Source organism: Paenibacillus sp. J22P59 (genome assembly GCF_059383895.1).
Map to the genome: position 1 here is coordinate 250,436 of NZ_JBXENX010000001.1, position 13,494 is coordinate 263,929.

Annotated in this window: 14 protein-coding genes; 13 read left to right on the forward strand and 1 reads right to left on the reverse strand. The window is 44.2% G+C overall.

The window, feature by feature from the left end:
* The first annotated feature begins 67 nt into the window (after positions 1–67).
* The 7 genes from AC50YO_RS01275 (at position 68) to AC50YO_RS01305 (ending at position 4,789) form a co-directional block, all read left to right on the forward strand.
* Positions 68–805 carry a polysaccharide deacetylase family protein gene (locus AC50YO_RS01275; protein ID WP_494842296.1) on the forward strand — a complete coding sequence of 246 codons (738 nt, stop codon included), beginning with the start codon at positions 68–70 and terminating at the stop codon, positions 803–805.
* A gap of 113 nt (positions 806–918) precedes the next feature.
* Positions 919–1,398 (forward strand): GNAT family N-acetyltransferase, encoded by a 480-nt coding sequence (locus tag AC50YO_RS01280; protein ID WP_494842298.1) that lies wholly within the window; start codon positions 919–921, stop codon positions 1,396–1,398.
* Positions 1,399–1,471: 73 nt separating this feature from the next.
* Positions 1,472–2,704: an aminopeptidase gene (locus tag AC50YO_RS01285; RefSeq protein WP_494842300.1), complete on the forward strand. Its 1,233-nt coding sequence runs from the start codon at positions 1,472–1,474 to the stop codon at positions 2,702–2,704.
* Positions 2,705–2,963: 259 nt separating this feature from the next.
* Entirely contained in the window at positions 2,964–3,524 is a 561-nt protein-coding gene (locus AC50YO_RS01290; protein ID WP_494842302.1) for a P-loop nucleotide/nucleoside kinase family protein, read from the forward strand.
* A 32-nt stretch (positions 3,525–3,556) separates the two neighbouring features.
* Positions 3,557–4,099 (forward strand): hypothetical protein, encoded by a 543-nt coding sequence (locus AC50YO_RS01295; protein WP_494842304.1) that lies wholly within the window; start codon positions 3,557–3,559, stop codon positions 4,097–4,099.
* 25 nt (positions 4,100–4,124) lie between these two features.
* Positions 4,125–4,403 carry a hypothetical protein gene (locus AC50YO_RS01300; protein WP_494842306.1) on the forward strand — a complete coding sequence of 93 codons (279 nt, stop codon included), beginning with the start codon at positions 4,125–4,127 and terminating at the stop codon, positions 4,401–4,403.
* A gap of 98 nt (positions 4,404–4,501) precedes the next feature.
* Entirely contained in the window at positions 4,502–4,789 is a 288-nt protein-coding gene (locus AC50YO_RS01305) for a hypothetical protein (RefSeq protein ID WP_494842308.1), read from the forward strand.
* A gap of 84 nt (positions 4,790–4,873) precedes the next feature.
* Here AC50YO_RS01305 and AC50YO_RS01310 read toward each other — a convergent pair whose 3' ends face one another.
* On the reverse strand, positions 4,874–6,646 hold the full coding sequence (locus tag AC50YO_RS01310) for a leucine-rich repeat domain-containing protein (protein WP_494842310.1): 1,773 nt from the start codon (positions 6,644–6,646) through the stop codon (positions 4,874–4,876).
* Positions 6,647–6,855: 209 nt separating this feature from the next.
* Here AC50YO_RS01310 and AC50YO_RS01315 point away from each other — a divergent pair, with 209 nt between their 5' ends.
* From AC50YO_RS01315 to AC50YO_RS01340, 6 genes are all read left to right on the forward strand, one after another.
* Positions 6,856–7,395, forward strand: a complete 540-nt coding sequence (locus AC50YO_RS01315) for a TVP38/TMEM64 family protein (RefSeq protein ID WP_494842312.1) — start codon at positions 6,856–6,858, stop codon at positions 7,393–7,395.
* An 81-nt stretch (positions 7,396–7,476) separates the two neighbouring features.
* Entirely contained in the window at positions 7,477–8,169 is a 693-nt protein-coding gene (locus AC50YO_RS01320; protein WP_494842314.1) for a response regulator transcription factor, read from the forward strand.
* The gene (locus AC50YO_RS01325) at positions 8,166–9,227 is read left to right on the forward strand and encodes a sensor histidine kinase (protein WP_494842316.1); all 1,062 of its coding nucleotides are present in this window, start codon (positions 8,166–8,168) and stop codon (positions 9,225–9,227) included. Before AC50YO_RS01320 ends, AC50YO_RS01325 begins: the two co-directional genes overlap by 4 nt.
* A gap of 77 nt (positions 9,228–9,304) precedes the next feature.
* The gene (locus AC50YO_RS01330; RefSeq protein WP_494842318.1) at positions 9,305–10,567 is read left to right on the forward strand and encodes a cell wall-binding repeat-containing protein; all 1,263 of its coding nucleotides are present in this window, start codon (positions 9,305–9,307) and stop codon (positions 10,565–10,567) included.
* A gap of 148 nt (positions 10,568–10,715) precedes the next feature.
* Positions 10,716–11,690: a phosphotransferase family protein gene (locus AC50YO_RS01335; protein ID WP_494842320.1), complete on the forward strand. Its 975-nt coding sequence runs from the start codon at positions 10,716–10,718 to the stop codon at positions 11,688–11,690.
* A gap of 372 nt (positions 11,691–12,062) precedes the next feature.
* Positions 12,063–13,406 carry a lytic polysaccharide monooxygenase gene (locus AC50YO_RS01340; protein WP_494842322.1) on the forward strand — a complete coding sequence of 448 codons (1,344 nt, stop codon included), beginning with the start codon at positions 12,063–12,065 and terminating at the stop codon, positions 13,404–13,406.
* Positions 13,407–13,494: the final 88 nt, after the last annotated feature.

Here is a 13,494-nt window from a genome sequence, read left to right on the forward strand (position 1 = left end):
AAATGATTCAACAGGCATACATAACATAGGGCCGACTGCTTGGCCAGTGAAAGGAGGATACACGGGTGTGAAGAAGGCGATAATCCTATTCTTGTGCATGAGCCTTTTATGTGGATTTCAATTTCCTGTCATTAAAAGAGATAGAGATTTTTATGAAAAATCAGGAGAGGTGGTATGGGAGGTTCCTCTTGAGGAAAAAAAGATTGCCCTAACATTCGATGATGGCCCTGACCCAAGAACGACGGAGCAAATTTTAGATATTCTGCAAAGGCATAATGCGAAGGCTACCTTTTTTGTATTGGGTAATCGAGTAGATCGCTATCCGGATACAATTAAGCGGGAAGCAGCAGAGGGACATGAGGTTGCTAATCACACATACAATCATATTTATTTCAATGAAAAAATCAATTCTGCTACGATAGAGGACGAAATTGTCCGCACAGAAGAGTCGTTGGAGAAATTGACGGGGAAAAAACCGGTCTTATTTCGTCCGCCAGGCGGCTATTATAATGAGCAATCCGTTCAAATTACGAAGAGGCTCGGCTATACGACGGTATTGTGGTCATGGCATCAAGATACGAATGATTGGAAACGGCCTGGGGTACAAAATATTGCGAAAAAAATATTAAACAACGCAAGAAATGGCGATATTGTTCTTCTTCATGATCATGTCTCCAGCTCTATGCAGACCGTAAGGGCATTAGAAATTATATTGCCTGAGCTTGAAAAAAGGGGCTTCAAGATTGTAACAGTCTCCGAGCTGTTGGAGGATAAAGAGCAAAACAGTTTGCCCCTTCGTTGGTAGGCTCTCAATTAAGCACTTCAAAAGCCACACGAAAATCGTGCGGCTTTATTAGCATGTTGCCATGCTATAATTGAGTCAGTCGAGAAAAGGAAAGAAAAAGGAAGGGCTAAATAATGATTGTGAGAAAGTATCGTGATTCGGATATTCATGCCATTATTTCTTTGTTCTATACTACGGTGCATGCCGTGAACAAAAGGGATTATTCGGAGGAGCAATTGGAAGCTTGGGCTCCAAGAGAAGAAGAGATGATCAAGCTTGCAGCTTGGAAAGTGTCATTTTCTCAGAACGTCACTGTTGTTGCAGAGCAATTCGGGCAAATCGTTGGCTTTGCTGACCTGACAGAGGAAGGCCATTTGGATCGGCTGTATGTACACAAAGACTATCAGAGACAAGGGATTGCTGCTGCACTGGTTAATCAATTGGAGCTAGAAGCCAAAAGGCTGGGCTGCATGGAAATAAATACAGAAGCAAGCATAACGGCTAAGCCGTTTTTTGAACGCCAAGGGTATCTCGTCATTCAGTCTCAGGTTGTATATCGGCGCGGAGTTGAGCTTATTAATTTCAAAATGGTTAAACCGCTCCTGCTGTTTTGAGCATTTGGAATGAACGCGCTATAATAGAGGATGTGGCAAACTTATCTAAATTAAATGGAGGCGGATCGTTATTATGTATCCTACACAGCAGCACTTAGAAAAATACGCAGCGTTAGCGGTTAACGTAGGCGTTAATGTACAGCATGGGCAGACGGTTGTTGTTATGGCGCCGATTTCCTCCGCACCGCTAGTACGCTTGATTGCATCAAAAGCTTATGAAGCCGGGGCTAAAAATGTACATGTAGAATATAATGATGAGGAATTATCTCGTATTAAGTACAAGCAAGCGCCTGATGATGCATTCTCCGAATACCCCATGTGGCGTGCCAAGGGCTGGGAGGAGTTTGTGGAGAAAGGCGCTGCCTTTATTACGATCTATTCGCCGAATCCTGATCTTCTGAATGATGCAGATCCAGCACGGGTAGCGACAGCCTCCAAAGCAGCTTCTACTGCATTAATCAACTATCGAAGTTCTCTAATGAATCATACAAATGCTTGGACGCTAATTTCTTATGCAACACCTGAATGGGCAGCCAAAGTATTCCCAGAAGAGACGCCAGAGCAAGCTGTCCAGCTGCTGTGGGAGCGGATTATCGAGGCTACTCGTATTGATCTCGACAATCCTATTCAAGCTTGGAAGGATCATAATGCGAAGCTTCGCCAGATGGTAGAGGTGCTCAACACCAAGCGCTATAAGCAGCTGCAGTATGAAGCGCCAGGCACGAGCTTGACTGTTGAACTGCCCGAAGGGCATATCTGGCTTGGCGGTTCCAAAGAAAATGCGAAGGGCGTCTTCTTCAATCCGAACATGCCAACCGAGGAAGTGTTCACCATGCCTCGCAGAAATGGAGTGAACGGAACCGTGCGCAGTACGAAGCCTCTAAACTATAATGGCCAGCTCATTAACAACTTCTCCTTAACGTTCAAGGATGGAAAAGTGACGGACTATTCAGCTGAGCAGGGCTATGAGGCATTAACCAATTTGTTGAATACCGATGATGGGGCAAGGCATTTGGGTGAGGTTGCGCTTGTGCCGCATGATTCACCGATCTCGAATTCCAATGTGATCTTTTTCAACACCTTATATGATGAGAATGCCTCCTGCCATTTGGCATTAGGCCAGGCTTATCCCGTAAATCTCAGCGGCGGCACGACGATGTCTCCGGAAGAGCTTCTCGCTCATGGTGCGAACAGAAGCCTTACACATGAGGACTTCATGATTGGTTCTCCTGATATGAATATTGACGGTGTGACGCAGGATGGAACGCGCGAGCCGATCTTCCGCAATGGTAACTGGACGATCTAGCCTTATTACAAGCCTATCTTAATAGGAGACCCTGACTAAAAAGCATATGCTGCTTTAGTCAGGGTCTTTTATATAGGTACAACTGACTAACCAGTGAAGGAGTTGACAATATTTTACTGAAAGCGATATACTGATTGAAATGAAAATTGGATTTTACATATAAGGATTAGATATTATGTTCCAAACCTATTGCTTTTCTATAATAAATAGGTTTTTCTTTTATTCCATCATGCGTAATCAAAGACAGGCGGTATGATAAATGATAATTAATGATGCTTCTAGTGCTGACCATTTACAGACGGTATATGTCATATCTGGACCAGCAGGGGTAGGAAAATCTACGACTGCAAATGTGCTCGTCAGGAGATTAATAAAGAGTGCCTATATCTCTGGCGATGCAATTAGCCATATGCATATTAATGGGCGTGACAAGCCATGGGAAAGCAAAGAAGAGCTTTCCTTAATCTGGAATAACATCGCTGGACTTACGAAAAATTTCATAGCGCATGGGACAGATGTCGTGATTGATTATGTTGCCTTTCCAGATGATGTTGAATGGTTGCAAAAGCAGCTGCAGGAGCTTCCTATACGTCTGATCTATGTTGTTCTATGGTCGGATAAAGCCACCCTGCTAAGCAGAGATGCTTTGAGAAAGCCAGAGCATAGAATGGGGAAACGCTGCTTAATTCTAAGAGATGAATTTTTGGAATCAAGACTGGATCCTAAGCATTTGCTTGATACTACTTGGCTAACATCAGATGCCATGGACATGGCTCTGCAACAAATCATGAATAATTCGAATTATCGGTTAAGCATATAGCTAGAACGAATAACAAAGCCTGGAGGGACATGATGAAGAAGTTTTTATTCTCAGCAGCACTTATAGTACTCGCTATTTCTATCATTGCGATCACACAAATTATTCCCAAATCATATTCCGTTACGCTAGAAGGGGTTAAGTATCAACTGGGAGCCGATCATAAGGAGTTTACAAGTCCGGTCAAGATTCGAATTGATGGGAAGCTCAAGAAGAGTCTCACGAATGTGAAAACATTCAATGGCACGATTGAGGTAGTGGGAGAGAGCATTCCTGTTCCATCTGACCAAAGAAAGCTGGCAATTAAATTTCAAGAAAACGGTGCAGGAGATATCGTCTATGGCTATTATGATAATGGAAGTCCAGTCACCTATAATTACGGAACGCTATATGTGAATACAGATCTCAGTGAAGTGACGATTGCGGCTTCCGCCAAAGATGCTGCAGATGCTTCAAAGGGCAGTTGGACAGCAAAGGATGGCTATATGATCACTGCACCTGCTGGCGATAGGGAGGAAGCATTGAAGCTGTCTAATGAATTAATGAAGGACTTCCTGAATGGGACTACGTTAGAATAAATACTGCGTGGAGGCTCAGAACAGAATGGGAAACAGCAGAGGCTACACGACGTTTATGCCGATCGGTATTAAAACAGATTTCGTTCGAGTGGACGTTGATGAACAGGTCGTCGAAGCTATCGTGAAATATCAGGATAACATCATAATGAGCGTAATCATAGATCTTCAAGCGGAAAGTATCCATGTAGAAGGAAGCTTTGGAGAGATTGCAAATATAGTAGGACAATATGGGATTACGGAAGAAGAGACGATAGCTACCATTAGAATTCAAGCAGAATATTTTATTCAGAATAAGATCCAATGAATAGTTAAGCAAAATCATTGGCAGGTTATTTGTATGTGCTCCTGATTTTTGTTAAAATAGACTCTAATTTGTAGCGTGCATACAAGCTAGGGGGCATTATGAATTGGATAGCGGTACAGCCTTATTATAAGGTGGAGCGGGAAGTTACGAGCATCGATCAGAAAACAGTCGTACTGGATCGTCAAATGTATTTGTATGAAGAGCGTATCGTAACTAAGCATCGAGAGTTTCCGATTATAGATGTATTCGATCTATCATTCAAACGGATCGGGGATGAAGGCGGGCTCTTATATTTGCATACTCTTCAAGGGGTCTATTCGTATACGGTATCCGTAGATCCGCAGTCTTTTATTCAAGCTTACAAAGAGGTCGTCTACAAGCGCTGAAGATAGATACAAGGAATCAATCATTATACTCAAAAAAAACCTGATAAGCGTTTGCTTATCAGGTTTTTTGCTGCAGGCATGCTATTATGGAGCGGCATAAAGGAGTGTTTTACCATTCTCCTTATATTTCTTAGCTAGTGCGATGAGCTGCTCAGAAGGCTGTCCGCCAATATAAACATGCAGGCTATTTAAAGTAGAATGAGTCAATAGCTTCTCAATAGAGCCAATATCCGGTGCCAGATCAGAAGCGAACTTCGCGGACTGTATCATTGGCATCTGCAGCAGAGGGTCAATGGATGCAATCTTATTGGCAATCGCATCGAGGGATTTCAATGAAGCCAGCCCTGCGATGGGAGCGATGCTCTCCACTCGGTTGTTGCTAATATACAAATGCTGAAGAGCTTTCATATCTGCAAGAGGAGTCAAATCAGAAACCAGGTTATTGTTCAAGGAAAGCGAATTATGAATTCTTGCGCCAGCACGAAGAGCAGACAGATCCGTAATCTGATTATTATCCAGCAACAAATCTTGGACGCTGATATTTCGCAGACCTTCAAGTTTAGTTAACTGATTATTACGCAGGTCCAATCCTTTGAAGGTGAATTCTTCTAATCCAGCTAAGCTTTGAATTTCATTATCAGATGCTATGATTTCAGCATTGCGCAGTTCAGGCAAGCCCTTCAAGCTAGTTAATTTATTGGTTTGAACCATCACTTTAGTCAAGTCTTTTGCCATTGGGAAGCCAGCCAAGCTGGTTAGGGCATTATTCTCCAGATTCAGCTGCTTCAACTTGGTCAACTCTTCAAAAGTGGCAATGGAAGTGATCTGATTCCAGCTGGCATCCAGCTGTTCAAGACCAGTTAATTGGCCAAGTGCGTAGATGTCCTTAATTTGGTTACGGCTCAAATTTAATATTTCCAGGTTGTTCAAAGCGGCAAGCGGCTTAATATCAGAAACCTTACTGTTCGTGATATGAAGCTCTTTGAGTTTGGTTAAGCCCGCAAGGGGGCTAATGTCGGACATATTCCCGCTAATCTGCAGGTTCGTCAGATGAGTTAATGTGCGCAGCGGACGAATATCGTCACCCAGGAAACGAATGTTCAATTCCTGAAGCTGGGTCAGCTTCCCGATTGGAGCCAAGCTTTCCGCGGAGCCCCTCACAGTGAGCTGCTCTAACTGCGTCAAACTGCCGAGTGGCTCATAGGAGCGAATATCACCTTCTACATGCAGTGACTTTAATGACGTAAGCTGTTCAATTCCGGTTAAATCACGCGGTTCATACTGTGGCCTAGAGGGATCTGAGTCTATCATGCCGCTGGAAAGATGCGTAATACCCGCGAGATCGCTTTTCAGAATAGGGCTGGAGGCATCTGGTTTGCCTATTGCTGCTCTTATCATTTGCTCAAGAGCTTGATCGGGAAAATGAATAGAATTGGTTATTTTAATCGTTTGTGCAGATTGGTTCCAGACAACCTTCGCTCCAGAAACGGTGCCTACAAAACGTAATGGAATTAATGTGCGTCCACGAACAACGCGTGGCGGGGTATCAAGGGAAACCTTCTTCCCATTTACGGTAGCGAACTTCTCATTGATTTTCATCTGAAGCTGAAGCCCTGCCTTCGTGCCGGTGATCGTTTGTTCTTTCTGGTTCCAGCGCAAGGACACACCAAGCGATTCGAATAAAGTACGGGCTTCTACGATCGTTCTTCCTTTTTCAATGAAGGGTGGATAATTGAATGTAATCGGTTTATCATTCACATACAGAGAAATAGGCTTTTGCTGGGCAGCCTCAACCTGTGCGGCTTGCATCGCAAGCATAATACTGAGTGTAGTCGCTAATACAATACTTTTTTTCATTGCGTCTGTCTCCTCTCAACTGTAAGGGTATAATGTGTGCGATGATTGCTAGAATCGAATGGCATTGGAAAAAAACGCCACAGAATTGCTAAAAAAGACTTACCCAAGCTTATGTAAAATGAATCAACATGAGATTATTCTGGAATACAAGCCTCGTGCATCCATGGCTATTGTAAGGTAAGATGAAGTTTGAAGCGAGGGAGTTGTGGATGATCAAAAAGTGGATTTTGCTCAGTACATACGCAATAGCAATTATTATTTTAATTATTTATAGAGAGCCTATTCTGATCCTGCTGGAGAGTGGAGATAAGCGCAACATACCTTGGATTGCAGTGGCATCTGTACTGTTTGCCATTGTACCGATAATCCCTTATGGCATTATTGCCGGAATGATGGGTGTTCAATTTGGCCCCCTTATAGGTGGCGGCCTGAATGTGATTGGTTCTACTATCGGCTCTGTTCTTCTATTCCTCAGTGTGCGCTACGTATTCCAAAAGCAAGGGAGGCGGCTGCTTGCAAAGTCAGCGCGTGTAGAACGGTTTATGCTGATTATGGAGCGCAACGCTTTTCTCGCTGTAGTAATAGCTAGACTTATTCCTTTTGTACCTTCTCAGGCGGTTAATACTGCAGCAGCAATCAGTCGGATGAGCTTCGTCAGCTTTGTTCTTGCAACGTTGCTTGGCAAAGTACCCGTGATGTTCGTTTTTGCCCTATTGGGTGATCAATTCTTCTCCAGCCTGACGAAATAATCGTGATTGTCTTCTACATGATTTCTTCACAAGTCATTGCTACAATGAACTATTGGTACTCTGCTGCAGGAAAGGAATGTTATGCGAACGATATTAGTGGTTGATGATGAAGCGAAAATTCGTGATGTAGTGATATCCTATTTACATAAAGAAGGCTTTCAGACGATGGAAGCTGGAACCGGCCGTGAAGCGTTGCACCTTGTGCAGAATCAATCTATTGATTTTGTTATTCTCGATCTTATGCTTCCAGATATAGATGGGGAACGTGTATGCCAAACTATTCGACAGATGGATTCTGTGCCCATTCTTATGCTTACTGCCAGAGTATCCGAGAACAGCAGGATTAAAGGGCTTTCTCTTGGTGCTGATGATTATTTGATTAAGCCCTTCGATCCAAGAGAGGTGGTTGCCAGAGTCCGTGCTGTTCTTCGGCGAACGGAGGATATGCAATTGCTTGCAGACCGAATTAGGTTCAACGGAGGTCATTTGACCATAGACTCCTTGAAGCACCTTGTATATTGTAACGATGAGCTGGTCAATTTAACGCCAAACGAATATAAGCTTCTGCTCGCGCTGGCCAAATATCCGCAGCGTCATTTCACGCGGGATGAGCTTATTGAAAAAGTGCTTGGCTATGATTTTGACGGGGATAGGCGTACGATCGACCAGCACGTCAAAAATATTCGGCAAAAAATAGAACGAGATCCTAAAGACCCGCAATATATTGTGACGGTGTACGGCAGCGGGTATCGCTTTGCAGGTGGGGAAGGATGAAGAAGCGTCTGCATACTCGTCTGGCCCTAATCATTATAGGGATTGCTGTTGGTATCGTTCTTATTGCTACAATCAGTATTATATGGGAGACGCATTACCACTTCTCGATGTATCAGGAACAGAGTTCCAGCGAGGATATTCCACAATTGAATTATCATCTGGAGCAGGCGCTTATTCAAACGATTCTATGGACATGCCTGGCCTCTATTGTTCTTGCTGTCATCGTTGGGCTGTATGTCGCGAGGCGAATATCTGATCCATTAGTGCGGATGAAGCTTGTGGCGGAGCGAATGACAACAGGCCAATGGAATACCAGGGTCGCTGTAAGCGGAACGGATGAGTTATCCGAGCTGGGAACTTCACTCAATAAACTGGCTGAGCAGTTGCAGAAGCAAGAGCAGCTCCGAATGACGATGACAGAAGATATTGCCCATGAATTAAGAACACCGCTCGCGACATTGAAAAGCCATATGCGCGCAATGGAGGATCGCGTCTGGGATCCGACTCCAGAGCGCATTCACGCCTGCTATGAGGAGATCGAGCGATTGACGGAATTGGTTGCAGAGCTTGAAGACCTTACGCATGTTGAATCGCCAGGCTTTCAATTAGTACGAAAAGAGGAAGCGCTTGGAGCTATCATTGCCAAGGGCGTCGAGCTGGTTGCTGCTGCTTATAGGGAGAAAAAAGTACGAATACATTGGAAAGCTAATCCAACTATTCGACTTCATGTCGATCATCATCGCTTGATTCAAATTTTGGTCAATCTTTTGAGCAATGCTTTGAAGTTTACGCCAGCAGATGGCGAGGTACGAATCGAAGCTATTGAAGAAGAAGCACATGTGCATATTATTGTTCAAGATACAGGAGCTGGTATTCCTCCAGAAGATTTGCCTTATTTATTCGAAAGATTCTACCGGGCGGATAAATCCCGCAATCGAACAACTGGAGGGAGCGGACTTGGATTAACGATCGTCAAGCAATTGGTAGCTGCTCATGGAGGAGAGGTATGGGCAGAAAATAGACAAGGTGCAGCATTCCATATTCGACTCCCCAAATAGCTCTACATAAGATCTTCAAAAGTGTGGTTTACACTTATAGAAGATCTTTTTTTATTCTAAAAATGGGAGGCAAAATGATGAAAGCAATCATGAAAGCAGGAATGGCTGCACTGGCTATGACTGTTGTACTGACAGGATGCTTCAATAAATCGGACAATTCGAGGGGACATGATATGAACACCATGGGCAAGAAGACAGGTGCGAGCTCGAGTGAAATGGCTACGGGAGCAATGATCCCTTGGGTGGCCTCGAAGAATACAACCCGCATCAATACAAGTGATCCTATAGAGGCAGCCGTACTCATATCCAGAACGCTATGGATGGCAACGAGCAGCGATAATCGTCCTGGAGGGGTAGTGCTTGCGGACCCGAATGACTGGCAGACGACACTGGCTAGCAGTGATCTTATCCACCATCCGAATAACGGTCCTGTTCTATTCGTGAATAAGGACGGCATTCCAAAGCAGACTCTTCAGGAGCTGAAGCGGCTGCAGCCGCAAGGGGTAGAGCTGAACAATGGAACACAGGTTATCCTTGTAGGGGATCTTGATCCGGCAGTGGAGGAACAAGTGAAAGCACTTGGCATGAAGACGGATAGGATCGCAGGCGGTAATCCGGCTGCTGCTGCACAAGCCATTGATGCTTATTATGCAGAGGTTACAAAAGAGATTCCGGCTTCTGTTATCGTGGGGTCAATGGATAATAAGGAATTTACGCTGCCAGCTGTGAACTGGATTGCTCATATGCCCGAGCCTTTGCTCTATGTGAGGAAAGATGAAGTTCCTCAAGAAACAGTCGAGGCTTTAAAGACGAGGGATGGGAAAGCGAATATTTATATCATCGGACCTGAATCGGTCATATCCTCCCAAGTTATGGACGAGTTATCCAAGTACGGGAAAGTTGTTCGTATTGCAGGGCAAGACCCATACGAGAATGCGATTGCATTCGCGAAATACAAAGATGCTGATACGGGATTTGGGTGGGGGATTACTGCACCAGGACATAATTTCTCGTTCATTAGCCTGGCTACCCCTGAGCTGGCTCTTGCAGCCGCGCCATTCTCCCATTTAGGCAAGCATGCGCCGCTGCTCTGGACGAATAAAGAAGCAATGCCTGATTCGGTCATGTCCTATGTCATGTCCATTCAACCGAAGTATAAGCAATCTCCGACAGAAGGTCCTTACAATCATGCATGGTTAACAGGGAATGAAAACGAATTATCTGCCGTAGCACAAGGAGAAGTCGATTCCATGCTTGAGATTGTATCAGAGTCGGGAGCAGGCCACGGTGGTCACGGTGGAGATGACTCCGCAGACGATATGGCTGGGATGAAGCACTGAATCATGCTTATGCCTAGATATGGCGAGCAAGCATTAGAATGAGGCAAAGCTTCGGTTAATTATGTTACCATAAAGAGGTAGATTAGGATCGCGGAATGGTGATGATCATCTACCTCTTTATAATAATCTTTCACAGGGGTGACGGGATATGAAAGAAGGCTGGGAAAGAGCGGAGAATCCTGTATTCCTTGAGCTTAGCATGATTAATGAGGTGCTCAAGCCCGTATTTAATGGCAGACGGGTTATTACTGCTGAACGAATAGGCACAGGCTTAAGCAACTCTAACTATAAAATTGAGGTAGAAGGATATTTGAAGCCGTATGTACTTCGTCTATATAGAGGGAACGGGGAAGTCGCCAGCAAAGAGCATGCTATAGCCAAGTTTGTAAAAAAAACCGTTCCTGTTGCTAACTTCCTATATGCCGACATGAGCTGCTCCAAATTGGATAAGCCATGGGCTGTGCTGGACTGGAAGGAAGGCGTCCTTTTACGAGATTTATTAAGGGAGGGCAGCCCTGACGAAATTGCTTCAGCTGCCGTTTCAGTAGGACGTGTTCTTGCCGGCATTCATGAATATAAGTTTACTGATTCGGGATTTTTGGGAGAGGGACTAACGATTAATTATTCCTTCCCCATGAATGGTGAGAGTTTTCTTGCCTTCATGGAGCAAAGCCTATTCCAGAATGATAGCGGCAAGTGGCTGGGGGAGGAGCTCTCTCAAGCATTATGGTCATTTTGCAAGTCTAATAGCAGTTTTCTATCCGAAAGCAAGGAAGAGCCCGTCCTTATACATTCCGATTTCAACGGATTGAATATATTAATGGAGCAAGGTACAGATCATTATGAGGTGTCCGCTGTTCTAGATTGGGAATTCGCTTTTTCATGGAATCGGTATTCGGATATTGGTAATATGCTGAGGTATGAGGGACGGGGTTCACATTTTGAGCAGCATTTTATTAAGGGTTATCAGGAACACGGACACGCTCTCGCAGCTAACTGGAGACTGCTGGCCAAGCTTGAAGATCTTGTCGCTCTATGTGATCTGCTGAATAACTCCACGAGGAGTATGCCGAGGAGGATACAGGATATTAAAGGGCTGATTGCAAGAACAATTCATCCCTAATGGGGATGAATTAGTTGAATAATTGCTGTCTTAGCAAACTATTAGAAAAAACTTAAAAAAATAGTCATATAGTTTTATTGTATAATTGGTAATATGAGGTATAATATGTTTTGTGATTCCTTACTCAAGTGCTCCAGATTCATGCTACAAGCAATTATGTAACCGCTTCCTTTGATGTAATGAGGGTAAATTGTATAAGCTCCTAATGAGCTTATATTTACAAATTTGCTGGCAGAGCGGTAAGGACAACCGATACTAAGCTTCCTTATTTAGTATTGCATTCGAGATAGAAGGGGGAGGCTGCAAGATTTACATTTGGTAGATCGGCAAGGAAATTATTGCTATTCAACTATTAGAAGGAGGAAATTTATAATGACAACGTTACGTTTACCCCAAGCAGGCCTGACAAAAATGCTTATGGCTGGCGGCATGCTGCTAGTGATGGCAACTGCCATGTTATTCTTATTCGGAGGACAAGCCTCTGCCCACGGTTATGTAGATAATCCGCACAGCCGTGCAGATCTTTGTGCGACCGGAGCAAATACGAATTGTGGTGCAATTATTTATGAGCCATACAGTCTTGAGGCACTGAAAGGCTTCCCGGCTGCTGGCCCTGCTGATGGTAAAATTGCAAGCGCTAACGGAGCGTTTGCTCCGCTTGATCAACAAACTTCTACTCGCTGGACTAAGGTGAACCTGAGCCCAGGTACAACTACATTTACTTGGAATTTGAAGGTTCCACATGCAACAGCAAGCTGGAAATATTACATTACCAAACAAAACTGGAATCCGAATGCGGCACTTACTCGTGATTCCTTCGATTTGACACCTTTCTGTAACGTACTTTACAGTGGCAAGCCTTCCGGATCTTACTCCGACACTTGTAATGTTCCTAGCAGAACAGGCTATCAAGTTATTCTAGCCGTATGGGAAATTTCCGATACAGCAAATGCGTTCTATAATGTTATCGACGTGAATTTCTCAGGTTCTGCTGATAGCGTAGCTCCTACTGCTCCAACAGGCGCAGTAGTATCCAATATCGGCACTACTGGCGCAACGATCAACTGGTCGGCTGCTACAGATAATGTTGGTGTAACTGGCTACCAAATTTTCAATGGTTCGTCGCAGATTGGCACAACTACAGGCGCTCTTAGCTACAACTTGAGTGGCTTGACTTCTAACACAGCTTATAATATTACAGTAAAAGCGATTGATGCCGCTGGCAACGTATCGCCTTCGAGCAACACAGCTTCGTTCACAACACTGGCTGTAACAGGTCCTGATACTGCAGCACCTACAGCGCCTACAGCACTCCATGTAATGGGTACTGTAACCCACAATTCTGTGCCGCTGATGTGGAATGCTTCGACAGATAATGTAGCAGTAACGGGTTATCAAATTTACAGTGGCACAACACTCGTAGCTACTGTAACTGGTACGACGCTGAGCTACACGGTTCCAGCATTGAATTCCAACACGGCGTATGCTTTCACCGTAAAAGCGGTTGACGCGGCAGGCAATGTATCCGCAGCAAGCAATACTTTGAATGTAACGACTACTGCGGTTCCTACTACTTATGCAGCATGGAATGCATCGACAGCTTATGTCGGCGGCAGCAAAGTTACTTATAACGGTGTAAACTATGAAGCGAAATGGTGGACACAAGGCCAAGCACCTGGTTCTTCAGGAGCAGATGTTTGGAAAGTGATTGCTTAACATTGCAATTAAGATGGAGATGACTTCTGATTCGTCAGAAGTCATCTTTTTTTGTTTATAGATACCATGTAATGCTGCAATAATATAA

What these genes read in the sequence shown, in the direction of transcription:
- AC50YO_RS01335 (WP_494842320.1), top strand. Translation starts at nt 10,716, where the DNA reads ATGAAAGAAGGCTGGGAAAGAGCGGAGAATCCTGTATTCCTTGAGCTT.
- AC50YO_RS01310 (WP_494842310.1), bottom strand. Translation starts at nt 6,646, where the DNA reads ATGAAAAAAAGTATTGTATTAGCGACTACACTCAGTATTATGCTTGCG.
- AC50YO_RS01305 (WP_494842308.1), top strand. Translation starts at nt 4,502, where the DNA reads ATGAATTGGATAGCGGTACAGCCTTATTATAAGGTGGAGCGGGAAGTT.
- AC50YO_RS01285 (WP_494842300.1), top strand. Translation starts at nt 1,472, where the DNA reads ATGTATCCTACACAGCAGCACTTAGAAAAATACGCAGCGTTAGCGGTT.
- AC50YO_RS01330 (WP_494842318.1), top strand. Translation starts at nt 9,305, where the DNA reads ATGAAAGCAATCATGAAAGCAGGAATGGCTGCACTGGCTATGACTGTT.
- AC50YO_RS01290 (WP_494842302.1), top strand. Translation starts at nt 2,964, where the DNA reads ATGATAATTAATGATGCTTCTAGTGCTGACCATTTACAGACGGTATAT.
- AC50YO_RS01320 (WP_494842314.1), top strand. Translation starts at nt 7,477, where the DNA reads ATGCGAACGATATTAGTGGTTGATGATGAAGCGAAAATTCGTGATGTA.
- AC50YO_RS01295 (WP_494842304.1), top strand. Translation starts at nt 3,557, where the DNA reads ATGAAGAAGTTTTTATTCTCAGCAGCACTTATAGTACTCGCTATTTCT.
- AC50YO_RS01280 (WP_494842298.1), top strand. Translation starts at nt 919, where the DNA reads ATGATTGTGAGAAAGTATCGTGATTCGGATATTCATGCCATTATTTCT.
- AC50YO_RS01325 (WP_494842316.1), top strand. Translation starts at nt 8,166, where the DNA reads ATGAAGAAGCGTCTGCATACTCGTCTGGCCCTAATCATTATAGGGATT.
- AC50YO_RS01340 (WP_494842322.1), top strand. Translation starts at nt 12,063, where the DNA reads ATGACAACGTTACGTTTACCCCAAGCAGGCCTGACAAAAATGCTTATG.
- AC50YO_RS01315 (WP_494842312.1), top strand. Translation starts at nt 6,856, where the DNA reads ATGATCAAAAAGTGGATTTTGCTCAGTACATACGCAATAGCAATTATT.
- AC50YO_RS01300 (WP_494842306.1), top strand. Translation starts at nt 4,125, where the DNA reads ATGGGAAACAGCAGAGGCTACACGACGTTTATGCCGATCGGTATTAAA.